Source organism: Geodermatophilus sp. URMC 63, from assembly GCF_053502565.1.
Genome location: NZ_CP199956.1, coordinates 76,482 through 99,213 on the forward strand (window position 1 = coordinate 76,482; position 22,732 = coordinate 99,213).

The following is a 22,732-nucleotide window of genomic DNA, read 5'->3' on the forward strand; positions in this document are numbered from 1 at the left end:
GGGCCCCTGCAGGAGGGCCGGGATCAGGCGGGCTCGGGTTCGCGGAGGCGCTGGCTGATGACGCCGGTGATGCCGTCGCCGCGCATGCTCACGCCGTAGAGCGCGTCGGCGATCTCCATCGTCCGCTTCTGGTGGGTGATGACGATCAGCTGCGACGTCGACCGCAGCTGCTCGACGAGGGTGAGCAGCCGGCCGAGGTTGACGTCGTCGAGGGCGGCCTCGACCTCGTCGAGCACGTAGAACGGCGAGGGGCGGGCGCGGAAGATCGCCACCAGCAGGGCGACGGCGGTCAGCGAGCGCTCGCCGCCGGACAGCAGCGACAGCCGCTTGACCTTCTTGCCCGGCGGGCGCGCCTCGATCTCCACGCCGGTGGTGAGCATGTCCTCGGGGTCGGTGAGCACCAGCCGCCCCTGCCCGCCGGGGAACAGCGTGGCGAACACGCCCTCGAACTCGCGGGCGACGTCGGCGAACGCGGCGGCGAAGACGTCGTGGATGCGCCCGTCGACCTCGCGGACGACGGTGAGCAGGTCGCGCCGGGTGGCCTTGAGGTCCTCGAGCTGGGTGGCCAGGAAGCCGTGCCGCTCCTCCAGCGCCGCGAACTCCTCCAGCGCGAGCGGGTTGACCTTGCCCAGCGTGGTCAGGTCGCGCTCGGCCTGGGCGGCCCGGCGCTCCTGGACGGCGCGCTCGTAGGGCACCGGCGCCGGCTCGGGCTCCCCCGCGGCCTCCGCGGCGGCCAGCTGCGCCGGCGTGGGCGGGACGGGCGCGGCCGGCCCGTACTCGGCGACCAGGGTGGGCAGGTCGACGCCGAACTCCTCGGCGGCCCGCTCCTCCAGCGCCTCGATGCGCAGCCGCTGCTCGGCCCGGGCCACCTCGTCGCGGTGCACCTCGTCGGTGAGCCGCTCGAGCTCGGCGGCCGCCGCGCGGACGCGGGTGCGGACCTCGAGCAGCTCGGCCTCGCGGGCGGTGCGCTGGCGGGCCAGCTCGTCGCGCTCGGCGGCGGCGCGGCCCAGCGAGGTCGCCAGCGCGGTGAGCGCCTCCTCGGCCCCGGCCCGCACGCGGGCGGCGACCTCGGCGCCGCGGCGGCGGGCCAGCCGGGCAGCGGCGGCCCGCTCGCGGGCGGCCCGCTCCTGGCGGGCCTGGCGGCGCAGGGCGTCGGCGCGGCCGGACAGCGCCCGGGCGCGCTCCTCGGCGGTGCGGACCGCCAGCCGCGCCTCGGTCTCGGCCTGCCGGGCGGCGGCGACCTCCAGCCGCAGGCGGTCGCGCTGCTCGGAGGAGGGCTCCTCCTCGACCGGCGCCGCCTCGGCCTCGGCCAGCCGCGCCTCCAGCTCGGCCAGGCCGGCCGCCGACTCCTCCAGCGCCCGCTCGGCCCGCCGCCGCGCAGCCGTGGTGCGCTCGGCCTCCGCGGCGGCCGACCGGGCCGCGGCACCCAGCTCGGCCAGCTCCGCGGCCAGCTTCGACCGGCTGCGGTCGGCGGCCTGCCGGGCGGCCAGCGCGGCGTCGACGTCGGCGGAGCGGGCGCGGGCCGCCTCGCGGGCGGCGGCCAGCCGGTCGGCGAGGTCGGCGGCGCGCTCGGCCGCGGTGGCCAGCTCCCGCTCGGCCTCGTCGACGCGGGCACGCACCTCCAGGCCCGAGGGGGTGTTCGCCGAGCCACCGGTGGCCCAGTCGGCGCCCACGAGGTCGCCGTCGGCGGTCACCGCCCGCACCCGGGGGTGGGTGGCCACCAGCGTGGCGGCGTCGTCCAAGGTCGGGACGACGGCGACGCGGTCGAGCGCCCGGGCCAGTGCCGGGCGCAGCTCCTGGGGGACCTCGAGGAGGTCCAGTGCCCACCGCTGGCCCTCGGGCAGCGCCGGCCAGCCCTCCCGCGGCAGCGCCGGCATTCCGCCGGTGACCAGCAGCCCGGCCCGGCCGCGGTCGGTCTCGCGCAGGTGCGCCAGCGCGGCCGCGGCACCGGCCACCCCGGCGACGACGACGGCCTCGGCCAGCCCGCCCAGCGCCGCGGCCAGCGGCACCTCGGCGCCGGGCGCGACGGTGATCCGCTCGGTCACCGGCCCCAGCACGCCGGGCAGACCGGCGGAGAGGACGGCGGCGGCGCCGTCGGCGGGGGCGAGCCCGAGCGCGAGCGCGTCGCGGCGGGCCGACCACGAGGCCCGGTCGCGCTCGGCGGCCCGCTCGGCGTCGGCGAGCTCGGTGACGGCGCGGGCGGCGGCGGTGTGCGCGGCGACGGCGTCGGTGTGGGCGGTGACCAGTGCGACGTCCTCGTCGTCGGCGTCGGCGACCGTGGCGCGCCGCTCGTCGAGGCGGGCCTGCGCGGCCTCGGCCCGCTCGGCGGCCTCGGCGGCGGCCTGCGCGAGCCGCTCGGCCTCCGCGCTGCCGGCGGCGGCGCGCGAGCGGCCGGCGGCGACCTTGCCCGAGAGCCGGGCCAGGCCCTCGCGCCGGTCGGCGAGCGCGCGGGTGGCGGCCACCCAGGCGCGCTCCTCGGCGGCCAGCTCCTCCTCCAGCCCGGCCCGGGCGGCGACGGCGGCGGCCAGCCGGCCGCGCTCGGCCTCCAGTCCGGAGGCGAGCCCGGCCTCGGTGGCCGCGACCCGGTCGGCCTCGGCCTCGAGCTGGTCGGGATCGCGGCCGGCGGTCGTCGCGGGCCCGGCTGCCGAGAGGTGCCGGTGCCGCTCGGCGGCCAGCTGGGCGACGCCGCGGAAGCGCTCGGTGAGCGCCGAGAGCCGGTACCAGGTGTCCTGCGCGGCGCCCAGGCGCGGGGCGTCGGCGGCCAGGGCCGCCTCCAGCGCGCTCTCGCGCCGCGACACCCCGGCCAGCTCGGCCTCCACGACGGCGCGGCGCGCGCGGGCGGCGGTCTCGTCGGCGACGTCCTTGTCCAGGGCGTCGCGCAGTCCGACGAGGTCGTCGGCGAGCAGCCGCAGCCGGGCGTCGCGCAGGTCGGCCTGCACGCCCGCCGCGCGGCGGGCGACCTCGGCCTGCCGGCCCAGCGGCTTGAGCTGGCGGCGCAGCTCCGCGGTGAGGTCGGCCAGCCGGTCGAGGTTGGCCTGCATCGCGTCGAGCTTGCGGAGCGCCTTCTCCTTGCGCTTGCGGTGCTTGAGGACGCCGGCGGCCTCCTCGACGAAGGCGCGGCGGTCCTCCGGGCGGCCGGAGAGGACGGCGTCGAGCTGGCCCTGGCCGACGATGACGTGCATCTCGCGGCCGATGCCGGCGTCGCTGAGCAGCTCCTGGACGTCGAGCAGGCGCACCTTGTCGCCGTTGATCTCGTACTCGCTCTCGCCGGAGCGGTACATGCGGCGGGTGACCGAGACCTCGGTGTAGTCGATCGGCAGGGCGCCGTCGGCGTTGTCGACGGTCAGCGTCACCTCGGCCCGGCCCAGCGGGGCGCGGCCGGCGGTGCCGGCGAAGATGACGTCCTCCATCTTGCCGCCGCGCAGGCTCTTGGCGCCCTGTTCCCCCAGGACCCAGGCGATGGCGTCGACGACGTTGGACTTGCCCGAGCCGTTGGGGCCGACGACGGCGGTGATGCCGGGTTCGAGCCGGAGCGTCGTCGGGGACGCGAAGGACTTGAAGCCCTTGAGCGTCAGGCTGGAGAGGTGCACCGGACCGGCTCGGGTTCCCAGCGGGCGGCCCCGCTGCGGGGTCCCGCCACGGGGGTGTGGGTGGGCAGCGAGGTCCTGGCCTCAGGCCAGGGCGGGCTCGGCGTTGTCGCCGGCCAGGCTGAGCAGCTCGTGGGCGATGGCGGCCTCGCGCTGGGTGCGCAGCTCCTCGAGCTCCCGCTCCAGGCGCCGGACCCGGGCCCGCAGCACCGCGTTCTCCTCGAGGGCGCGGAGCTCCGCGCCGGATACGACGGAACCGAAGAGGGCCTTGGCCATGGCGGAACGGCCTTTCACAGCGAGAGGGGTGCCCGCCGCCCCGGGAGGTCGGTCGGCGCGGGCTCGGTGTCCTCAGGGTGACAGCCCCGGACACGCAGGTCAACGCCAGTGCCGGACCCGTCCCGTGTCGGGGCGGTGTCGTCTTCGTCACGCCGCCGTGATGCCGTCGTGACACGGCGGTGACGCGGCGAGGAGGGCAGGTCGTCAGGCCGTGGTGAAGCCCGATCCCCCCTGCACCGGGCGGTCCTCCCGGGTCACGCCGGTGACCGAGCCGGGCGCACGGGGACCGTCGAGGGCGGCGAGGACGGCGCGGACGTCGTCCTCCGGTCCCTCCAGCTGGACCTCGACCCGCCCGTCGGGCAGGTTGCGCGCCGAGCCCGACAGGCCGGCGGCGTCGGCCAGGCCGCGGACGAACCAGCGGTAGCCGACGCCCTGCACCAGCCCGGAGACGAGGGCGTGCACCCGGACGGTGCTCACGTCCGGCGGGCCCGCGGCCGGGGCTGGCACGTCGGGCAGCTGTAGCTCGACCGGTTCATGAACGACTCGCGCACGATCGCCGTCCCGCAGCGCGGGCAGGGCCGGTCGACCTGGCCGTAGACGGCGAGGAAGCGGGAGAAGTAGCCGCTCTGCCCGTTGACGTCGACGTAGAGCGAGTCGAAGGAGGTGCCGCCCTGCGCCAGCGCCTCCCCCAGGACGCTGCGCACGCCGTCGAGCAGGTCGGTGACCTGGGCCCGGGTCAACCGGTCGGTGGGCCGGGCGCCGTGCAGCCGCGCCCGCCACAGCGACTCGTCGGCGTAGATGTTGCCGACGCCGCCGACCAGTGTCTGGTCGAGCAGGGCGCGCTTGACCTCGGTGTGCCGCCGCCGCAGCGCGGCGCTGAAGCCGGACTCGTCGAAGGAGGGGTCGAGCGGGTCGATGGCGATGTGCGCCAGCCGCGGCGGGATGCCGTCCCCCTCCGGGGCGTCCTCGACGACGAGGCCGCCGAAGGTGCGCTGGTCGACGAAGCGCAGCTCGCGGCCGCCGTCGGTGAAGGTGAACCGGGCCCGCAGGTGGGTCTCGTCCGGTTGCGAGGGCTTCTCCACCAGCAGCTGGCCGCTCATGCCCAGGTGGGCGACCAGCGCCCGCCCGGCGGAGGTGCCGTCGTCCTCGGCCAGCGGCAGCCACAGGTACTTGCCGCGGCGGTGGGCCGCGGTGAGCGTGCGGCCGGTCAGTGCCGCGGTGAAGTCGTCGACGCCCTCGAGGTGCCGGCGGACGGCGCGCGGGTGGTGCACCTCGACGGCGGCCACGGTGCGCCCGGCCACCCAGCGCTCCAGGCCGCGCCGCACCACCTCGACCTCGGGCAGCTCGGGCACGGTCAGCCGCCGCCCGCGCCGGTCGCCGTCGGCAGTGCCGCCGTCGTCGCGGTGGGGTCCGCCTTGATCGCGCCGTAGGCGGCCGCGGCGGCCTCCTGCTCGGCGGCCTTCTTGGTGCGGCCGGTGCCGCGGCCGCGGACGACGTCGGCCAGCGACACCGCGGCGGTGAAGGTCTTGGCGTGCGGCGGCCCCTCGTCGCTGACGTCGTAGACGGGCGCACCGAGGCCGCGGGCGGCGCCGAGCTCCTGCAGGCTGGTCTTCCAGTCCAGGCCCGCGCCGCGGGTGGCGGCCTCGGCCAGCAGCGGGTCGAAGACGCGGTGCACCAGGACGCTCGTGGCGTCGAGCCCCAGGCCCAGGTGCAGCGCGCCGATGAGCGCCTCGAGCGCGTCGGCGAGGATCGAGTCCTTCTCGCGCCCGCCGGTGGTCTCCTCGCCGCGGCCCAGCAGCAGGTGCGGGCCCAGGCCGCCGGCGCCCAGCCGCCGGGCGACCGCGGCCAGGGAGGTCATGTTCACCACCGAGGCGCGCAGCTTCGCCAGCCGGCCCTCGGGCAGGTCGGGCTGGCTGCGGTAGAGCTCGTCGGTGACGACCAGGCCGAGCACCGAGTCGCCGAGGAACTCCAGGCGCTCGTTGGTCGGCAGACCGCCGTGCTCGTAGGCGTAGGAGCGGTGGGTCAGCGCCAACGCCAGCAGGCCGCCGGGCAGCTCGACACCCAGGGCGTCGAGCAGCCAGGCGGCCGCGCGGTCGGCGTGCGCCTGGCCCGCCGGCGGACCGCCGTCCGGGACCACCGTGCTGCGGGGAGCGGCGCTGGCCACGACCGGCCGGGTCAGACCGAGAGGACCTGACGGCCGGCGTGCTGGCCGCAGTTCGGGCAGGCCTGGTGCGGCGGCTTGAGCTGACCGCAGGCGCGGTTCGGGCAGGGGGTGAGCGTGGGGGCGCTCGCCTTCCACTGCGACCGGCGGGCGCGGGTGTTGGCGCGGGACATCTTCCGCTTCGGGACGGCCACGGTCAGTTCTCCTCAGGGTCGTCGGGGCGGTCGGGGACCGTCCCGGTGGTGGCGAGACCGGCGAGCCCGGCCCAGCGGGGGTCGAGCAGCTCGTGCGAGTGGTCGGCCGGCAGGTCGTCGAGGCGCTGGCCGCAGCCCGAGCACAGGCCGGCGCAGTCCTCGGTGCACGTGGGGGCGAGAGGGAGGGCCAGGACGACGGCGTCGCGGACCATCGGCTCGAGGTCGATGCGCTCGCCCTCGACGAGGCGGACCTCGTCCTCCTCGCTCGTGGCCTCCGTCGTGCTGCCCGGGTAGGCGTAGAGCTCCTGGATGTCGAGCTCGAGGGTGTCCTCGACCGGCTCCAGGCAGCGGGCGCACTGACCCTGCACTGGGACCTCGACGTCCCCGGAGACCAGCACGCCCTCCATCACCGACTCCAGCCGCACCCGCAGGTGCACCGGCGCGCCGGCCGGGACGCCGATGAGCTCGAGCCGCCAGCCCTCGGGCGCGGGCAGGGTGCGGTCGAGCTCCTGCATCGAGCCGGCGCGGCGGCCGAGCTCGCGGAGTTCGACGGCCCAGGGGTTGGTGGCGGGACGCCGGGCGTCCGTGGACGCGGCGCCTGGGCGGTGCGGTGCGGCAGGCATGTCAGTACTCGCGGTCGTCAGTGGGAGGGGATCCGGCCCGGGGAGGTCACCGGTGGACCAGCACCCGAGACTACCCGATCCCGGGACGACGCCGTCCGGCGCGGAGGGCGGGGGCCGTCCTCCCCCACCGCGGCGCGTCCTCCCTCACCGCAGCGCGTCCTCCCGCACCGTCCACCGTGAGGGAGGACGCGCCACGATCAGGTTCCCTGATCATGGCGCGCTCAGGAGTCGCGCAGCGTGGAGCGGGCCTTCTCCACCGAGCGCAGCATCCGCTCCAGCGTCGCGCCGAAGTCGGCCAGCCGGGTGTCGACGTACTCGTCGACCTCGGCGCGCATCCGGTCGACCTCGGCCACCGTCTGGGCGCCGAGCTCGTCGGAGCGGCTGACCGCGCCGCGGTAGACCTCGGTCTCGCTGACCAGCCGCTCGTGCTCGGCCTGCGCCGCGGCGAGGATCTCGGCCTGCTGGGCCTGCGCGTCGGCGACCAGCGCCTCGTGGTGGGCGCGCGCCTCGGCCAGCAGCCCGTCGGCCTCCGCCTCGGCCCGGGTGAGCAGCTCGTCGGCCTCGGCCTGCGCCTGGGCGAGCAGCTCGTCACGCTGCCGGCGGGCCACGCCGAGGACCTCGTCGCGCTGGCGGCGTGCCGCGGCCACCAGCCGGTCGGCGTCCTCGCGGGTGCGGCCGGTGAGCTGCTCGGCCTCGGCCTGGGCCTGCTGGAGGATCTCGGTGCGCTGCTCGACGATGGCGCCGGCGGCGTGCACCTCCTCGGGGAGGTTCTCCCGCAGGTCGTCGAGCAGGTCGAGCAGGTGGTCGCGCGGGACCATGCACGAGCCCGACATCGGCACGCTGCGGGCGCTCTCGATGACCCGGCTGAGCTCGTCGACGGTCTCATAGAGCCGGTAGACGACCTCCGTCACGCCCCGGCCCCGTCCCGCTTGGCCAGCAGCCGGTCGAGGACTGCCTTCGGCACCAGCCGCGAGACGTCGCCGCCGAAGGTGGCGATCTGCTTGACCAGGCTCGAGGACAGGTGGCCGACCTGCGGCGCGGTGGGCACGAACAGCGTCTCGACGCCGGCCAGCTCCCGGTTCATCTGCGCCATCTGCAGCTCGTACTCGAAGTCGCCGACGGCGCGCAGGCCCTTGACCACGACCGGGACGTCGTGGCTGCGGCAGTAGTCGACCAGCAGGCCGCTGAAGCTGTCGACGACGACGTTGGGCAGCTCGGCCACCGACTCGCGCAGCAGCTCCATGCGCTCGTCGACGGAGAACAGGCCGGCCTTGCCGGGGTTGACCAGCACGGCCACGACCAGCTCGTCGTACAGGGCGGCTGCGCGGTTGATGACGTCCACGTGGCCGTTGGTGACCGGGTCGAACGACCCGGGACAGACCGCTCGCCTCACGGGAGCCGACCGTACCGGAGCAGGGCCTCCCCGTAGCGGCGGTCGCGGATCCCCTCGAGGGGTGTCGGCCACTCCTCCGGGGCCCCGCGGGCCGGCCGCTCCACGACGACCACGGCTCCGGGCGCCAGCCACTCCCCCGAGACCAGCACCGCCAGGACGTCGCGCACCTCGGCGGCGGACGAGGCGTAAGGCGGGTCGGCGAGCACCAGGTCGAAGCGGGCCGGCGGGGGGCCGGACACGACGGCGCGCACGGGACCGGCCACCACGCGGGCCCCGGGGAGGCCGACCGCGGCGACGTTCGCGCGCAGCACCGGGAGCACCCGGGGCCCGTTCTCGACGAGCACCACCGTCGCGGCGCCGCGCGACAGCGCCTCCAGGCCGAGCGCGCCCGAGCCGGCGTAGAGGTCGAGGACGGTGGCGCCGTCGAGGTCGAGCAGGGTGCCGAGGCTGTTGAACAGGCCCTCGCGGGCGCGGTCGCCGGTGGGCCGGACGCCGCTCGGGGGCACCCGCAGCCGCCGTCCCCCGGCGACGCCGGAGATCAGCCTGGTCACCGGCCGGCCTCAGGCCTTCTCGAGGTAGGTCGCGCGCTCGTCGGTGGCCAGGGCGGCGACCTCGGCGGCCAGGCCGGGGTGGTCGGCCAGGCCGCGCTCGGTCTCCAGCAGCGCGGTGGCCTCGGCGCGCGCCACCGCGATGAGCTCCTCGTCCTCCAGCAGCGACAGCAGCTTGACCGTCGAGCGGCGGCCGGACTGCGCGGCGCCGAGGACGTCGCCCTCGCGGCGGGTCTCGAGGTCCACCCGGGCCAGCTCGAAGCCGTCGGAGGTCGAGGCCACCGCGGTCAGCCGCTGCCCGGTGGCCGAGGTCAGCGGCAGCTCGGTGACCAGCAGGCACAGGCCCCGGTGCTTCCCGCGGGCGACCCGGCCGCGCAGCTGGTGCAGCTGGCTGACGCCGAAGCGGTCGGCGTCCATGACCACCATGACCGTGGCGTTGGGCACGTCGACGCCGACCTCGACGACGGTGGTCGCGACCAGGACGTCGACCTCGCAGGCGGCGAAGGCCCGCATCGTCGCCTCCTTGGCCTCCGGCGTCATCCGGCCGTGCAGCACCGCCAGCCGCAGCCCCGCGAGCGGCCCCTCCGCGAGCCCCTCCGCCACGTCGAGCACGGCCAGCGGCGGCCGCTTGTCGTCCCCGCCGGCGGGCTCCTCGGGAGCGTCGGCCTCGTCCGGGTCGTCGTCGCTGGCGCCGGCGTCGTCGCCGATGCGCGGGCAGACGACGTAGGCCTGCCGGCCGGCGGCGACCTCCTCGCGCAGGCGCTCCCAGGCGCGGTCGAGCCACGCCGGCTTGTCGCTGACCGGCACCACCGAGCTCGCCACGCCGCCGCGGCCGCTGGGCAGCTGCCGCAGCACGGAGGTCTCCAGGTCGCCGTAGACGGTCATCGCGACCGTCCGCGGGATCGGCGTCGCGGTCATGACCAGCACGTGCGGCGGCCGGTTGCCCTTGGCGCGCAGGGCGTCGCGCTGCTCGACGCCGAAGCGGTGCTGCTCGTCGACGACGACCAGGCCGAGGTCGGTGAAGTCGACGCCCTCCTGCAGCAGCGCGTGGGTGCCGACGACGATCCCGGCGCTGCCGTCGGCGACCGCGGCGCGCGCCTCCCGCCGGGCGGCGGCCTTGAGCGACCCGGTGAGCAGCACCACCCGCGTGCCCGCCGGGTCGCCGTCGAGCTCGCCGGCGCGGGCGAGCGGGCCGAGCATCGCGGCGATGCTGCGGGCGTGCTGGGCGGCCAGGACCTCGGTGGGCGCCAGCAGCGCGGCCTGGCCGCCGGCGTCGACGACCTGGGCCATGGCGCGCAGCGCGACGACGGTCTTGCCGGAGCCGACCTCGCCCTGCAGCAGCCGGTGCATGGGCTGGTCTCGGTCGAGCTCGGCGGCCAGCTCCTCGCCCACCGCGCGCTGGCCCTCGGTGAGCGAGAACGGCAGCGCGGCGTCGACGGCGTCGAGCAGGCCGCCGGGACGGCGCGGGCGGGCGGTGCCGGGCTCGAGCGCGGCGGCGCGGCGGCGGGCGGCCAGGACGAGCTGCAGGGTGAGCGCCTCGTCCCACTTGAGCCGCTCGCGCGCGTGCTCGACGTCGTCGGACGAGGTGGGCCGGTGGACGTCGAGCAGCGCCGCCGGGAGGCTCGGCAGCCCGTGCCGGGTGCGCAGGTCCTCGGGCAGGGGGTCCTCGACGAAGCCGAACCCGCCGGCCGCGTCGAGCAGCAGCTTCACCGACTTCTGGATCACCCAGCTGGAGACGTCCTTGCTCGCCGGGTAGATCGGGATGAGCGCGCGGGCCCAGTCCTCGTCGTCGTCGCCGGAGATGAGGTGGAAGTCGGGGTGGGCGAACTGCTTGGTCCGGCGGTACTCGCCCACCGTCCCGGCGAACAGCCCCCACGCGCCCTGGCTGAGGTTGCCGTGCTTGCGGTTGAAGAAGACCAGCTGCATCTCCCCGGCGCCGTCGCCGACGGTGACCTCGGTGAGCGTGCCGGGGCGGTTACGCATCCTCCGCGTGGTGACGCGCGTGACCTGGGCGAGCACGGTGACCCGGTCGCCGACCTGCAGGTCGTCCAGCCGCGTCATCTCCCCGCGGCGGGCGTAGCGGCGCGGGTAGTGGCGCAGCAGGTCGCGGACGGTGCGCAGCTCCAGCGACTCGGCCATGGCCTTGGCCGTCTTGGCGCCGAGGACCCGGGACAGGTCGGTGTCGAGGGTGACCGCCACCTCACTCCACCCCGACCTGCAGCGGGACGGCGGCCGCCCCGCCGTCGTAGCGCACCACCTCGACGGTCGGGTGCGCGGTGGCCAGGTGGGCGCAGACGGCGTCGCCCAGCGCGGCGTCGGGGCCGACGACGAGGGTGGCCATCTCGCCGCCGGCCGACAGCAGCCGGTCGAGCAGGTCGCAGGCGACAGCGGCCGGCTCGGCCCCGATGACGACGACGTCGCCCTCGGCGGCGCCCAGGACGTCACCGGGCCGGCAGGGACCGGCGCTGGTGAGGGCCTCCTGCTCGGCGGTGCTGACCTCGGCCCAGCGCGTGGCGGCGGCGGCCTCGGCCATGGCGATGACGTCGTCGTCGAAGCGGCGGGCGGGGTCGGCGACGGCGACGGCGGCCAGCCCCTGCACCGGCGAGCGGGTGGGGACGACGGCGACGTCGCGGTCCTGCTCGCGGGCCCGGGCGGCCGCGCGGGCGGCGACGGGGGTGAGCGCGGCGTCGTTGGGCAGGACGACGACGTCGGTGGCGGCGGCGGCGACGATCTCGCGGAGCACCGCGTCCTCGGTCACGCCGTCGGGCCCGCGGGCGACCACCCGCACGCCCTCCCCGGCGAACAGCCGGGCCAGCCCGTCCCCCGGCACGACCGCGACCACCGCGCGGCGGCCGGGCACGGGCGCCGCGGCGCGCACCGGGGCCAGCGGGGTGACCGCGATCCGGTACGGCCGCCCGGCCTCGATGCCGGCCTCGATGGCGGCGCCGACCTCGCTGGTGTGGACGTGCACGTTCCACTCGCGGCCGGTCGGGGTGTCGACACCGACGACGACCAGGCTGTCGCCGAGGGCGGCCAGCCGGGTCCGCAGGCGCGCGACAACGGTCTCGTCGGAGTCGGCGAGCAGGTACTGGACCTCGCTGCCGGGGCCGGGCGGGGGCTGGTGCGGCGCGTGCCCGGGATCGCCGCGGCCGGCCGGGCGGGTCACCAGCGGCGGGCGCGCGGGCTCCGCCCCGGTGACCGTGCCGACCAGCGCGTCGAGGACCAGGCACAGGCCCGCGCCGCCGGCGTCGACCACCCCGGCGTCGCGGAGGACGTCGAGCTGGCCGGGGGTGGCCTCCAGCGCGGCCCGGGCGCCGTCGGCGGCGGCGACGACGACGTCGGCGAGCGCGGTGCGGCCCGCGGCGACCGCGGCCCCGGCGGACTCCGCGCCGGCGCGGGCGACGGTGAGGAAGGTGCCCTCCTCGGGGTCGGCGACGGCCGCGTAGGCGGTGTCGGCGGCCTTCTGCAGCGCGGCGGCGAGGACCGGGCCGTCGGCGGGCGGCGCGTCGGCCAGGGAGTCGGCCAGGCCGCGCAGCAGCTGGGCGAGGATCGTGCCGCTGTTGCCGCGCGCACCCAGGACCGCGCCCCGGGCGAGCGCCGTCCAGGCGGACCCCTCGCTGCCGGACCCGCCACTGCCGGCGGCCTCGTCGAGGGCGGCCTCGTCGAGGGCGGCCTCGTCGAGGGCGGCCACGGCGGCCTCGGTGGTGAGCAGCAGGTTGGTGCCGGTGTCGCCGTCGGGCACGGGGAAGACGTTGAGCTCGTCGAGCCGGTCGCGGCCGGCGGACAGCGCCGCGACCGCGGCCCGGCACCACCGGCCGACCGCGGCGTCGTCGAGCGCCTGCAACACGGCCGGAATGTACCTGCGGCCGCCGACGGCCCCGGGCGCCGCGCACCGGTGCGGCGGCGCCCACCCCGCCCTCGGCGACACGCGCGCCGCCGAGCGGTTAGACTCCTCGACGGTCTCGCGGTCGCCGTCTGTGCGCCGCCGTCTGTCAACGAACTTCCTGGGAGTGATCCACCGTGGCTGCCGTGTGCGACGTCTGTGGCAAGGGGCCCGGTTTCGGTATGTCGGTGTCGCACTCGCACCGCCGCACGCCGCGCCGGTGGAACCCGAACATCCAGTCGGTGCGGGCGCTGGTCGCCCCCGGCAACCGCCGCCGCATCAACGCCTGCACCTCCTGCATCCGCGCGGGCAAGGTCGTCCGCGCATAACGCGCCGGGGAGGGCCCGGTCGCGGGCCCGAACCCGTCCCGGCCACGGCCGGGCCGACCCCGGAGGTCGACGACCTCCGGGGTCCTCCGTGTGCGCAGGTGGGGCCGCGGGCGACCCGGACACCGGCGTGACCGTCTAGGCCCCCACGCCCCGCGACCGGGCCGCGGCCACGACGAGGTCGACGACGGTGCCCAGCGGCAGCGCGGTCCCGTCGACGACGAGGTGGTAGTGCTGCGCCGCCGCGGGGTCGCACCGGTAGAAGTGGCGGACGTAGGCCTCCCGCGTGCGGTCGTTGGCCTGCATCTCCTCCCGCAGCTCCTCCTCCGGGCGCCCGTAGCGCTCGACCGCCGCGCGCAGCCGGGCCCCGGGCGGCCCGTCGAGCCGGACGTGCAGGGCGTCGGGCCGACCGCGCAGCACCAGGGCCCCGGCCCGGCCCAGGACGACGCCGCCCGCGCCGTCGGCGATCTCGTGCAGCACCCGCTCGGTCTGCTCCCGGTAGGCCCGCTCGTCGGGCTGCGGGGTCAGCGGCACCACGCCGCCCACCGGGTCGGGCATGGCCCCGAGCGAGGCCACGAGCCGCCACAGACCGCGGACCACCCGCTCGTCGTTGGCCTCGGCGTCGTCCTGCGATACGCCCAGGCGCCCGGCCACCTGCGCCGGGATCGCCCGGTCGTGGAAGGGCAGGCCCAGCCGCTCGGCCACGGCCGGGCCCACCTCCGGGCCGCCGGCCCCGTAGGACGCGGAGATCGTCACGATGCCCACGGCCGCTCCTCGCTCTCCTCGGCGCCCTCCTCGGCGGGGGCGCCCAGCCGCTTGCCCAGGAACACCGCTCCCGACCCACCGGCGTAGATGCCGTACCCGGGGACGGGCGTGTACCCCAGGCCCGCGTAGAGCGCGATCGCCTCGGGCTGGCGGTCGCCGGAGTTGAGGACCACCGAGCGGTACCCGGCCCGGCGGGCCGAGTCCTCGAGCGCGGCCACCACGACCTGCGCCAGCCCGCGGCGCCGGAACGCGGGCTCCACGTACACCCGCTTGACCTCCGCCTGCCCGGGACCGCCCTCGACGTGCCGCCGCCACGCGCCGCACCCGGCGGGGACGCCGTCCACCTCGGCGACGAGGAACAGGCCCGCGGGCGGCACGAACTCCGCCGGGTCGACGGCGGCCTCGTCGGGTCCACCGTAGCGGTCGACGTACTCCTGCTGCACCCGGGCGACGAGTCCGCGGGCCACCGGGTCGTCGTAGGGCACGGCGCGCAGCGCGGCGGTCGAGCCGTCGCGCAGCCGCACGGCCTCAGCCGAAGTGGACATGCCCGGCCCTCCCGGCCCCGACGGCGGTGACCACGGCCGCCGCCGGTTCCCCGCTCACCAGCACCCCCGGGTCCCCCGCGCGGACCTCGCCGATGGCCACGAAGCCCTCCGGCAGCGCGGCGCCGGCCGGGAAGGTGGCCAGCAGGGCGTGGTCCTCCCCGCCGGTCAGCACCCACGACAGCGGATCGACGCCGAGCGCGGCGGCCACCTGCTGCATCGGTCCCGGCGGCTCCAGCGCCGCCCGCACGAGCGCCGCCCGGTCGATGTCGACCACGACGCCGCTGCTCTCGGCGACGTGGCCGACGTCGGCGAGCAGGCCGTCGCTGACGTCGCACATCGCGGTCGCACCGGCGTCCGCGGCGGCGGGCCCGGCGGCGTAGGGCGGAGCCGGACGGCGGTGCGCGGCCACCGCGGCGATCGGGCTGCTGAACCCGCGGCGCAGCACGGCCAGCCCGCACGCCGACCAGCCCAGCCGGCCGGCGACGGCGAGGACGTCACCGGGCCGGGCGCCCGAGCGCAGCACCGGGGCCCGGCCGCGGAGGTCGCCCAGCGCGGTCACCGACAGCACGACCGAGCCGCTGTCCGGCGCCGAGGCGACGGTGTCCCCGCCGACGACCGCCGCGCCCAGCGGCGCACACTCGGCGGCCATGCCGGCGGCCACCCCCTCCAACCAGGAGGTGGACGTGTCCGCCGGGCAGGCCAGGCCGACGAGCAGCGCGGTGGCCACGCCGCCCATCGCGGCGACGTCGGCGAGGTTGGCCGCGGCGGCCTTGTGCCCCACGTCCTCGGCCGAGGACCAGTCGCGGCGGAAGTGGCGGCCCTCGACGAGCACGTCGGTGGTGGCCACCACCCGGCCGTCGGGCACGCGCAGCACCGCCGCGTCGTCGCCCGGGCCGACGTCGGCGACCTCGGCCGACCCGGCCCGGGCGACGACCCGGGCGATGACGCCGAACTCGCCGACGACCCGCACGCTGTCGGCGAGGTCCCCGCGGCCGACCAGCGGCCGGGGCCGTGTCACCGGCCGCCCCCGGGCGCTGCGGTAGGTTGCGGTGCGATCCGCCCGCCGGTGCCGCGGAGGCACCGGCAGCGCTGCCCGAGGAAGGTCGTCCCGTGGTCCACGCCTACATCCTGATCCAGACCGAAGTCGGCAAGGCCGCCCAGGTGGCCTCGACGATCAGCGACATCGCCGGCGTGACGAAGGCCGAGGACGTCACCGGCCCCTACGACGTCATCGTCCGCGCCGAGGCCGACACCGTCGACGAGCTCGGACGCCTGGTCGTCGCCCGCGTGCAGTCCGTCGACGGCATCACGCGGACCCTGACCTGCCCCGTCGTCAACATCTGAGCCGCTGAGCGAGGACGCCCCCGACGACGGCGGCGCCGGGCCCGCCCGGCGTCCCGACCCGCTGCGGCGGTACGCGCTGGTCGCCGCCGCCGTCGTCGTCCCCGTGCTGGTCGCGCTGCTCGTGCTGGTCAACGTCCTGGGCGGCGACGACGACACCGGCGACGGCGCGGTCGCCGACGTCGGCGGCACGACCGGGCCGCAGCGCGAGGACCTGCCCGTGCTCCCGGTCGAGGTGCCTCCGGCGACCCCGGAGGCGGATGCGAGCTGCCCGGCGCTCATGCAGGCGCTCCCCCTCGACCTGCTCGGCGAGCCGTCCCGGCTCGTCGACTCGGACACGCCCTACGCCGCCGCCTGGGGCGATCCGCCGGTCGTGCTCGTCTGCGGCGTCCCCCAGCCGGCGGGCCTGGTCCCCGGGGAGGGGCTGTTCACCATCAACGGGGTCACCTGGTACGTCGACCAGTCCGACCCCGACGCCACCGTGTGGACGGCGGTCGACCGCGCGGTGTACGTCGCGGTGACCCTGCCGCCCGACGTCGACAGCGCCCCCGTCACCGCGCTCAGCGACGTCCTGGCCGACACGCTGCCCGCCCGCTGAGCCCGCGCCGGTGCGCCCGGCTGACCTCATGCCGGCGGCAGCCGGTCGACCTGGGCGAGCACGACCGCCCGCAGCTCGTCGGTGGCCGACTGCTCGCTCGTCGACACCGCGGTGACCGCGACGCTGAAGACCCCGTGCCCGCACCAGGCGAACGCCGCGGGACCGGTCAGCCGGGTGGCCGGGTCGGCCTGCGCGACGGTGAGCAGGCTGCAGCCGGCGGGCAGGCCGGGCGGGTCGCGGCGCAGGACGCCGTCGTAGACCGCGGCGTCGTTGGCCGCGAGGTCCTCGGCGTAGGCGGCCGCACCGCCGGCGTCGTCGAACTGGTCGACGAACACGGTGGTCAGCGGCCCCGTCGTCGACCCCCAGAAGCGCTCCCAGCCGTGCCGGTAGCCGTAGTCGCGCAGCACCGCGCGCTCGCGGGCCGGGTCCTCGGCGTAGCCGGCCACGTCGTCGACGGTCTTGGCGCCCGCCGGGGGCTGCAGGTCCCCGTCCGGGATCCGCGGCAGGCCGGAGGGCACGGCGGACAGCAGCAGGGCCTCGAGGTCCTCGACGGTGTCCGGCGTGACGGAGGCCGGCGCGGGGGTGGCGCTGCCGACCACGGTGGGGGTGCAGCCGGCCGTGGCCGGGACCACCGACAGCAGACCCGCCGTCAGCGCCACGAACCGGCCCGGGGTCACCGGGGGGTCCGCTGGTCCCCCGGCCGGCCCGCCCGCGCCAGCGCCGAGGCGACCAGCCGGTCGACCAGCTCGGGGTAGGCCACCCCACTGGCCGCCCACATGCGGGGGAACATCGAGATCGGCGTGAAGCCCGGCATCGTGTTGACCTCGTTGACCACCAGCCGGTCGGCGCCGTCCGATCCGGTGCCGAGGAAGAAGTCCACCCGCGCGAGCCCCTCGCAGTCCATGGCGAGGTAGGCGCGGCAGGAGGCCGCCTGCACCATCCGGGTCTGCGCCGGGGTCAGCTCGGCCGGCACGTCGAACTCGACGGCGTCCTCGAGGTACTTGGCGTCGAAGTCGTACCAGTCGGTGCCCGGGCGCAGCCGGATCTCCGCCGGCAGGCTCGCCTCGGGCGACCCGCCGTCGCGGCCGGCGAGCACGCCGCACTCGACCTCCCGCCCGGGGACGGCGGCCTCCACCACCACCTTCGGGTCGACGGCGGCCGCGGTGGCCACCGCCTCGGGGAACCGCGCCCAGTCGGTGACCTTGCTGATGCCGATGCTCGACCCCGCGCGCGAGGGCTTGACGAAGACCGGCAGCCCCAGCCGCTCGCGGTCGGCCGCGGTCAGCAGGTCGGGGTCGGCCGACACCGCCCCGCCGGCGTCGCGCAGCACCACGTGCTCGCCCTGCGGCAGGCCCGCGGCGGCCAGGAGCTTCTTGGTGTGCTCCTTGTCCATCGACGCCGCGCTGGCGAACACCCCCGACCCGACGTAGGGCAGCCCGCTCATCTCCAGCAGGCCCTGGATGGTGCCGTCCTCGCCGTAGGCGCCGTGCAGGACGGGGAAGACCACGTCGACCTCGGTCAGTGCCGGGCCGATCGCCGATGCGGGGTCGAGCACCGCCAGGCCGCGGCCGGCCGGGTCGCCGACCAGGGTCACCGCGGTCCCGCCGGTGACCTCCGGCAGCCGCCCGTCGGCGATGGCCAGCCGCTGCCCGGGGTCGGGCAGCACCCAGCGGCCGTCGCGCGCGATGCCGACCGGCACCACCTCGTAGCGCTCGGGGTCCAGCGCCGCCATGACGCTGCCCGCGGAGACGCAGGAGATCGCGTGCTCGGCGCTGCGTCCCCCGAACACGACCGCGACGCGCACCCTGCCTGTCCCGCTCATCGCGGCAGACCCTAGTCGACGTCCTCCGCGCGTCCGGTGCCTCCGGAGAGCCGACACCCCGCCGGTGTGGGAGCCTCGACGCGATGCGGGAGAACGCGGCCCCTCCGGTGGACCCCCGGCCTCCGGCGACGACGGCGGACCAGGGGGAGGTCCCGGCGCGCCCGTACCCGCTCCCCCTGCGGTTGGCCGGCGGGGCCGTGCACGTCTACACGGCCCTCGGGTCGGTGCTGGCGCTGCTCGTCGTGCTCGCCGCGCTCGACGGCGACGCGGTGACCGCGCTGTGGGTCGGCCTGGCCGCCCTGGTCATCGACGGCACCGACGGGATGCTGGCCCGCCGCGCGCGGGTCAAGGAGACGATCCCCTGGTTCGACGGCGCCCTGCTCGACAACATCGTCGACTACCTGACCTACGCCTTCGCCCCCGTCGTGCTGCTGTGGACCACCGGGGCGCTGCCGGAGGGCCCGCTCGGCTGGCTGCTGGCCGCGCTGCCGCTGCTGGCCTCCAGCTACCAGTTCTGCCGGGTCGACGCGAAGACCGACGACCACACCTTCCTCGGCTTCCCGAGCTACTGGAACGTCGTGGCCTTCTACGTCGTCGTCCTGGACCTGTCGCAGCCGGTGGTGGCGGCACTGCTCATCGCCTGCTCGGTGCTGGTGTTCGTGCCGGTGCGCTACCTCTACCCCTCGCGCACCGAGGCGCTGCGCGGCCTGAGCCTGGCGCTGACCGCCGTCTGGCTGGTCACCTACGCCGTCCTGCTCCTCCAGCTGCCCCACCCGCACCCGGTCGTCCTGGCCCTGTCGCTGGGCTACATCGCCTACTACGTCGCCATCAGCGGCTGGCTGACCGCCCGTGCCGCCGCCCGCCGCCGCTCGGCCGCACGGAGCGCCGCGCGCGCGGGCTGAGCCCCTCTCAGCCCGCGGCCCCCTCAGCGCGCGGCGGCCTCGAGCCCCGCGAGGAGGTCCGCGACGACGTCGGCGGTGTCCTCGATGCCGCAGGAGAAGCGCAGGAACCCCACCGGGACGACGTCCCCGCCCCACTGCGCCCGCCGGTCGACGGTGCTGTGCACGCCGCCGAAGCTGGTCGCGGCCGTCCAGAGCCGGGTGGCGGCGAGGAAGCGGGACACGGCGGACTCGTCGGCGAGCTCGGCCGAGACCACCCCGTTCGGCCGCAGCATCTGCCGCGTGGCCAGCTCGTGGGAGGGGTCACCGGGCCGCCACGGCCAGCGCACGCCGGTCACCGCCGGGTGGTCGGCGAGCACTGCCGACACCGCCGCGGCCGTGGCGCCCTGGCGGCCCAGCCGCAGGTCCAGCGTGCTCATCGACCGGTGGCCCAGCCACGCGTCGAAGGCGCCCGGCGTCGCGCCGGTGTGGTCACGCCAGCCCCTCAGCCGGTCGTACAGTTCCGCGGAGGCGGTGCTGACGTGGCCGAGCAGCAGGTCGCTGTGCCCGGTGAGCGCCTTGGTGTCGGCGCCGACGGTGAGGTCGGCGCCCAGGTCCAACGGCCGCTGGCCGAGCGGGGTGGCGGTGGTGTTGTCGACGGCGAGCAGCGCGCCGGCGGCCCGGGTGGCGCGGGCGACGGCGGCGACGTCGCAGACGTCGAGGTGCGGGTTGCTCGGCGTCTCCAGGACCACCATGCGCGCGCCGTCGAGGTCGCCGCGCGCGGCGACGTCGGCGATCTCGAGGGTGGGCACGTACTCCACCCGCACGCCGAGGCGCTCGAGCTCGTCGCGGGCCAGCAGGCGCGTGGCGTAGTAGCCGTCGGCGGGCAGCACGAGCCGGTCCCCCGCCGACACCAGCGCCAGCACCGCGGCGCTGACCGCGGCCATCCCGGTGGCGTAGGACAGGCAGCGGCCGCCGTCGAGCTCGCCGACGGCCGTCTCGAACGCCCGGTACGTGGGGTGCTCGGTGCGGGCGTAGGCGTCGGCGCCGCCCGCGCGCGGCGGGAGGTCGCCGAGGTGGAAGGGGGCGGCGAACACCGGCGAGGGCCGCAGCGGCGTGCCGGGCACCGGGGGCGCGTCACCGGCGTGCACCGCGCGGGTGCCGTCCCCCCAGCCGGCGGGCAGCGGCCCGGTGCTGCCGGTCACTCCTGCTTGGCCTCGCGGGACATGATCTCCTTGAGCATCTGCGCCGCGGACACACCCTCGTGGCACACCCGCACGACCGCCTCGGTGAGCGGCACGTCGACGTCGTGGGCGCGGGCCAGGTCGAGCACCGGACGGCAGCTCTTGACGCCCTCGGCGGTCTGCCGGGTGGTGGCCTGCACCTCCTCCAGCGACATGCCGCGGCCGAGCTTCTCCCCGAAGGTCCGGTTGCGCGACAGCGGCGAGCTGCAGGTGGCCACCAGGTCGCCGAGGCCGGCCAGCCCGGCGAAGGTGGTCAGCTCCGCGCCGAGGGCGGTGCCGAGCCGGGCGGTCTCGGCCAGCCCCCGGGTGATCAGCGAGGCGCGGGTGTTGTCGCCGAACCCCATCCCCTCGGCCATGCCGCAGGCCAGGGCGATGACGTTCTTCACCGCGCCGCCGAGCTCGCAGCCGACCAGGTCGCGGTTGGTGTAGGGCCGGAAGTACGGCGTGTGGCAGGCCGCCTGCAGCGCCTCGGCGCGGTCGGTGTCGGGGCAGGCGATCACCGTGGCCGCCGGCTGCTCCTCGGCGATCTCGCGGGCCAGGTTCGGCCCCGACAGCGCGGCCACCCGGTCGGGACCGGCGCCGGTGACCTCGCGGATGACCTCGCTCATCCGCTTCGTGCTGCCCAGCTCGACGCCCTTCATCAGCGACAGCAGGGTCGCGTCGGAGGGCAGCAGCGGCGTCCAGGCGAGCAGGTTGGCGCGCAGCGACTGGGAGGGGACGGCGAGCACGACGACGTCGGCGCCGTCGAGGGCCTGCGCCGCGTCGGTGGTCGCCGTCAGCGCGCCGGGCAGCTTCACCCCGGGCAGGTAGTCCGGGTTCTCCCCCGACTCGGTGATGGCCTGGCACAGCTCGGGACGGCGGGCGTGCAGGGCCACGGTGCAGCCGGCGTCGGCGAGCACCTTGGCGAACGTCGTCCCCCAGGAGCCGGCGCCGAGGACGGCGGCGCGGGTGCCGTGGCCACTGCGCCCGGGGCCGCTCACGCGGCACTCCCCGGCGCGTCGCCGGGCAGCCGTCGTCGCGCGCGGGGGGCGAAGCCGGAGGGCGCCGGCTCACCGCGCAGCTCGGCCAGGAGGTCGCGCACCCGGCCCATGACCAGGTCGGTCGTCTCCCGCAGCAGCTCGGGCGTCAGCGGCCGGCCGGCGCGCACCTCGGCGCGCAGCGCGGTGAGGTCGACCGGCTCCCCGAGGGAGTACTCGGCGGGCGTGCGCGGGCGCAGGTGCAGCTCCTTGGTGTGGTAGTCGTGCACCCGCTGCGGCCCCCACTGGGCCACGGGCAGCACGACGGCGTCGGTGGTGAGCGCCAGGCGGGCCACGCCGGTGCGCGCCTGCATCGGCCACCAGTGCTCGTCGCGGGTGACCGAGCCCTCGGGGTAGATGACCACGACGTTGCCGGCCTGCAGGTCGGCCGCCGCGGCGGCGAGCGCCTCCCGGGCCTCCGACGAGCCGCGCGCCACCGGGATCTGCCCGGCGTCGCGCAGGATCGCGCCGGCCGGCCCCCTGAACACCGCCTCCTTGGCCATGAAGTGCGGGATCCGGCCGTTGTCGTACACCAGCCGGGCGCAGGCCAGCGGGTCGAGCACCGAGACGTGGTTGGCCACCAGCAGCACCGGTCCCGTGCGCGGCAGCCGCTCCCCGTGCCGGTAGCGCAGCCGGAACAGCAGCGAGGCGACCGGGTAGACGACGACCACCGCCAGCTTCAGCGACCACGGCAGCCTGCCCCGCTCGTGCAGGACCCGCGTCCCGTGCTGCGCCCCGGCGGTTCGGTCCTCGGTCACCGGCACCCTCCGCTCGATCGCGACGACCCGCACATGATCGCACCGAGGCCCGCGGCGGCGTCCGGCGACCGGTCCGGGTGTGCTCACATGGGACCCGTGCGCTGGTCCCTCGTCGTCCCGGCGAAGCGGCTCGGTGCGGCCAAGACCCGCCTGAGACCGCTGACCGGCCCCGCCGGCGGCGGCGTGCACGCCGAACTGGTGCTCGCGCTGCTGGCCGACACCGTCGCCGCGGCCCGCGCCTGCCCGCTGGTCGCCGACGTCGTCGTCGTCACCGACGACGAGCGCGCCGCCGCCACCGTCCGGGCGTGCGGCGCGCGGACGGTGCCCGACGCGCCCGACCGCGGCCTGAACCCCGCGCTGGCCCACGGGGCGCTCGCGGCGGCCACCGGCGCCGTGGCCGCCCTGTCCTCGGACCTCCCGGCACTGCGTCCCGCCGAGCTGGCGGCGGCGCTGGCCGCGGCGACGGCCGCGCCGCGTTGCTTCGTCGCCGACGCCGCCGGCACGGGCACCACGCTGCTCACCGCGGCCGGGGTGCCGCTGGACCCGCGGTTCGGCCGGGACTCCGCCGCCGCCCACGCCGCGACGGGGGCGGTGGCGCTGGCCGGCGGCTGGCCGGGGCTGCGGCGCGACGTCGACACCCCCGGCGACCTGGCCGCGGCCGTGGCGCTGGGCGTCGGGACGGCGACGGCGGCCCTGCTCCCCCGGTTGCCGCGGCCGGCGGCCTGAGCGCACCCGCCGCACGGCCGTCGCCGTCCACCGCGGTGCGGCACGATG

General features: G+C 77.2%; 25 protein-coding genes. 5 read left to right on the top strand and 20 right to left on the bottom strand.

All coding sequences use genetic code 11. The annotated features are described in order from the left end of the window. Nucleotides 1-23: 23 nt before the first annotated feature. The 12 genes from smc to ACWIZO_RS00435 all read right to left on the bottom strand — a co-directional run bounded on the left by smc (nt 24) and on the right by ACWIZO_RS00435 (nt 12,629). The gene (smc, locus tag ACWIZO_RS00380; protein ID WP_448640602.1) at nt 24-3,590 is read right to left on the bottom strand and encodes a chromosome segregation protein SMC; all 3,567 of its coding nucleotides are present in this window, start codon (nt 3,588-3,590) and stop codon (nt 24-26) included. An 81-nt stretch (nt 3,591-3,671) separates the two neighbouring features. Further along, a complete protein-coding gene (locus tag ACWIZO_RS00385) occupies nt 3,672-3,863 on the bottom strand; it encodes a hypothetical protein (RefSeq protein WP_446756876.1) in 192 nt (63 codons plus the stop codon). 204 nt (nt 3,864-4,067) lie between these two features. Continuing rightward, entirely contained in the window at nt 4,068-4,340 is a 273-nt protein-coding gene (locus ACWIZO_RS00390; RefSeq protein WP_446756877.1) for an acylphosphatase, read from the bottom strand. Beyond that, nucleotides 4,337-5,215, bottom strand: a complete 879-nt coding sequence (mutM, locus tag ACWIZO_RS00395) for a bifunctional DNA-formamidopyrimidine glycosylase/DNA-(apurinic or apyrimidinic site) lyase (RefSeq protein ID WP_448640603.1) — start codon at nt 5,213-5,215, stop codon at nt 4,337-4,339. The genes ACWIZO_RS00390 and mutM overlap by 4 nt, the downstream gene beginning before the upstream one ends. Nucleotides 5,216-5,217: 2 nt before the next feature. Further along, entirely contained in the window at nt 5,218-6,027 is an 810-nt protein-coding gene (gene rnc, locus ACWIZO_RS00400; protein ID WP_448640604.1) for a ribonuclease III, read from the bottom strand. An 11-nt stretch (nt 6,028-6,038) separates the two neighbouring features. Then, nucleotides 6,039-6,218, bottom strand: coding sequence for a 50S ribosomal protein L32 (rpmF, locus tag ACWIZO_RS00405; RefSeq protein ID WP_075014296.1), 180 nt, complete (start codon nt 6,216-6,218; stop codon nt 6,039-6,041). Nucleotides 6,219-6,220: 2 nt separating this feature from the next. After that, nucleotides 6,221-6,841 carry a YceD family protein gene (locus ACWIZO_RS00410; RefSeq protein WP_448640605.1) on the bottom strand — a complete coding sequence of 207 codons (621 nt, stop codon included), beginning with the start codon at nt 6,839-6,841 and terminating at the stop codon, nt 6,221-6,223. Between the two features lie 221 nt (nt 6,842-7,062). Continuing rightward, nucleotides 7,063-7,752 carry a hypothetical protein gene (locus ACWIZO_RS00415; protein WP_448640606.1) on the bottom strand — a complete coding sequence of 230 codons (690 nt, stop codon included), beginning with the start codon at nt 7,750-7,752 and terminating at the stop codon, nt 7,063-7,065. After that, nucleotides 7,749-8,234 carry a pantetheine-phosphate adenylyltransferase gene (gene coaD / locus ACWIZO_RS00420; RefSeq protein WP_448640607.1) on the bottom strand — a complete coding sequence of 162 codons (486 nt, stop codon included), beginning with the start codon at nt 8,232-8,234 and terminating at the stop codon, nt 7,749-7,751. Before coaD ends, ACWIZO_RS00415 begins: the two co-directional genes overlap by 4 nt. Beyond that, nucleotides 8,231-8,785 (bottom strand): 16S rRNA (guanine(966)-N(2))-methyltransferase RsmD, encoded by a 555-nt coding sequence (rsmD, locus tag ACWIZO_RS00425; RefSeq protein WP_448640608.1) that lies wholly within the window; start codon nt 8,783-8,785, stop codon nt 8,231-8,233. Before rsmD ends, coaD begins: the two co-directional genes overlap by 4 nt. Before the next feature lie 9 nt (nt 8,786-8,794). Further along, complete coding sequence (gene recG / locus ACWIZO_RS00430; RefSeq protein WP_448640609.1) at nt 8,795-10,981, bottom strand: ATP-dependent DNA helicase RecG; 2,187 nt, start codon at nt 10,979-10,981, stop codon at nt 8,795-8,797. 1 nt (nt 10,982) lies between these two features. After that, nucleotides 10,983-12,629, bottom strand: coding sequence for a DAK2 domain-containing protein (locus ACWIZO_RS00435; protein WP_448640610.1), 1,647 nt, complete (start codon nt 12,627-12,629; stop codon nt 10,983-10,985). Between the two features lie 182 nt (nt 12,630-12,811). Here ACWIZO_RS00435 and rpmB point away from each other — a divergent pair, with 182 nt between their 5' ends. Continuing rightward, entirely contained in the window at nt 12,812-12,994 is a 183-nt protein-coding gene (rpmB, locus tag ACWIZO_RS00440; protein ID WP_425283681.1) for a 50S ribosomal protein L28, read from the top strand. A gap of 135 nt (nt 12,995-13,129) precedes the next feature. On the opposite strand, the gene ACWIZO_RS00445 is transcribed toward rpmB, so the two are convergent. The 3 genes from ACWIZO_RS00445 to ACWIZO_RS00455 are packed head-to-tail and all read right to left on the bottom strand — an operon-like array spanning nt 13,130 to nt 15,319. Next, nucleotides 13,130-13,756 (bottom strand): cytidylate kinase-like family protein, encoded by a 627-nt coding sequence (locus ACWIZO_RS00445; protein WP_448640611.1) that lies wholly within the window; start codon nt 13,754-13,756, stop codon nt 13,130-13,132. Next, entirely contained in the window at nt 13,744-14,301 is a 558-nt protein-coding gene (locus ACWIZO_RS00450; RefSeq protein ID WP_448640612.1) for a GNAT family N-acetyltransferase, read from the bottom strand. Before ACWIZO_RS00450 ends, ACWIZO_RS00445 begins: the two co-directional genes overlap by 13 nt. Further along, nucleotides 14,285-15,319, bottom strand: coding sequence for a thiamine-phosphate kinase (locus ACWIZO_RS00455; protein WP_448640613.1), 1,035 nt, complete (start codon nt 15,317-15,319; stop codon nt 14,285-14,287). The genes ACWIZO_RS00450 and ACWIZO_RS00455 overlap by 17 nt, the downstream gene beginning before the upstream one ends. Before the next feature lie 92 nt (nt 15,320-15,411). On the opposite strand from ACWIZO_RS00455, the gene ACWIZO_RS00460 reads away from it, so the two are divergent. Both ACWIZO_RS00460 and ACWIZO_RS00465 read left to right on the top strand, forming a co-directional pair. Continuing rightward, on the top strand, nt 15,412-15,645 hold the full coding sequence (locus ACWIZO_RS00460; protein WP_448640614.1) for an Lrp/AsnC ligand binding domain-containing protein: 234 nt from the start codon (nt 15,412-15,414) through the stop codon (nt 15,643-15,645). A 103-nt stretch (nt 15,646-15,748) separates the two neighbouring features. Beyond that, nucleotides 15,749-16,240: a DUF3515 domain-containing protein gene (locus ACWIZO_RS00465; RefSeq protein WP_448640615.1), complete on the top strand. Its 492-nt coding sequence runs from the start codon at nt 15,749-15,751 to the stop codon at nt 16,238-16,240. A 26-nt stretch (nt 16,241-16,266) separates the two neighbouring features. Here ACWIZO_RS00465 and ACWIZO_RS00470 read toward each other — a convergent pair whose 3' ends face one another. Together ACWIZO_RS00470 and ACWIZO_RS00475 are read right to left on the bottom strand one after the other, a co-directional pair. Further along, complete coding sequence (locus tag ACWIZO_RS00470; protein WP_448640616.1) at nt 16,267-16,917, bottom strand: hypothetical protein; 651 nt, start codon at nt 16,915-16,917, stop codon at nt 16,267-16,269. After that, nucleotides 16,914-18,062: a D-alanine--D-alanine ligase family protein gene (locus tag ACWIZO_RS00475; RefSeq protein ID WP_448640617.1), complete on the bottom strand. Its 1,149-nt coding sequence runs from the start codon at nt 18,060-18,062 to the stop codon at nt 16,914-16,916. Before ACWIZO_RS00475 ends, ACWIZO_RS00470 begins: the two co-directional genes overlap by 4 nt. An 83-nt stretch (nt 18,063-18,145) precedes the next feature. Between ACWIZO_RS00475 and ACWIZO_RS00480 the strand changes: the two genes are divergently transcribed. Continuing rightward, nucleotides 18,146-18,964: a CDP-alcohol phosphatidyltransferase family protein gene (locus tag ACWIZO_RS00480; RefSeq protein ID WP_448640618.1), complete on the top strand. Its 819-nt coding sequence runs from the start codon at nt 18,146-18,148 to the stop codon at nt 18,962-18,964. Between the two features lie 23 nt (nt 18,965-18,987). On the opposite strand, the gene ACWIZO_RS00485 is transcribed toward ACWIZO_RS00480, so the two are convergent. Genes ACWIZO_RS00485 through ACWIZO_RS00495 form a run of 3 tightly spaced genes read right to left on the bottom strand, consistent with a single transcriptional unit; the run spans nt 18,988 to nt 21,958 of the window. Beyond that, a complete protein-coding gene (locus ACWIZO_RS00485; protein WP_448640619.1) occupies nt 18,988-20,145 on the bottom strand; it encodes a cystathionine gamma-lyase in 1,158 nt (385 codons plus the stop codon). Beyond that, nucleotides 20,142-21,164: an NAD(P)H-dependent glycerol-3-phosphate dehydrogenase gene (locus tag ACWIZO_RS00490; protein WP_446756897.1), complete on the bottom strand. Its 1,023-nt coding sequence runs from the start codon at nt 21,162-21,164 to the stop codon at nt 20,142-20,144. The genes ACWIZO_RS00485 and ACWIZO_RS00490 overlap by 4 nt, the downstream gene beginning before the upstream one ends. After that, nucleotides 21,161-21,958, bottom strand: a complete 798-nt coding sequence (locus tag ACWIZO_RS00495; protein ID WP_448640620.1) for a lysophospholipid acyltransferase family protein — start codon at nt 21,956-21,958, stop codon at nt 21,161-21,163. The genes ACWIZO_RS00490 and ACWIZO_RS00495 overlap by 4 nt, the downstream gene beginning before the upstream one ends. Nucleotides 21,959-22,045: 87 nt before the next feature. Between ACWIZO_RS00495 and cofC the strand changes: the two genes are divergently transcribed. Beyond that, a complete protein-coding gene (gene cofC / locus ACWIZO_RS00500; protein ID WP_448640621.1) occupies nt 22,046-22,684 on the top strand; it encodes a 2-phospho-L-lactate guanylyltransferase in 639 nt (212 codons plus the stop codon). The last annotated feature ends 48 nt before the right edge of the window (nt 22,685-22,732 follow it).

Excerpts from the sequence above, each read along its gene's own strand:
- ACWIZO_RS00410 (WP_448640605.1), bottom strand. The coding sequence starts at position 6,841 with ATGCCTGCCGCACCGCACCGCCCAGGCGCCGCGTCCACGGACGCCCGG.
- ACWIZO_RS00385 (WP_446756876.1), bottom strand. The coding sequence starts at position 3,863 with ATGGCCAAGGCCCTCTTCGGTTCCGTCGTATCCGGCGCGGAGCTCCGC.
- ACWIZO_RS00475 (WP_448640617.1), bottom strand. The coding sequence starts at position 18,062 with ATGAGCGGGACAGGCAGGGTGCGCGTCGCGGTCGTGTTCGGGGGACGC.
- ACWIZO_RS00480 (WP_448640618.1), top strand. The coding sequence starts at position 18,146 with ATGCGGGAGAACGCGGCCCCTCCGGTGGACCCCCGGCCTCCGGCGACG.
- ACWIZO_RS00450 (WP_448640612.1), bottom strand. The coding sequence starts at position 14,301 with ATGTCCACTTCGGCTGAGGCCGTGCGGCTGCGCGACGGCTCGACCGCC.
- cofC (WP_448640621.1), top strand. The coding sequence starts at position 22,046 with ATGGGACCCGTGCGCTGGTCCCTCGTCGTCCCGGCGAAGCGGCTCGGT.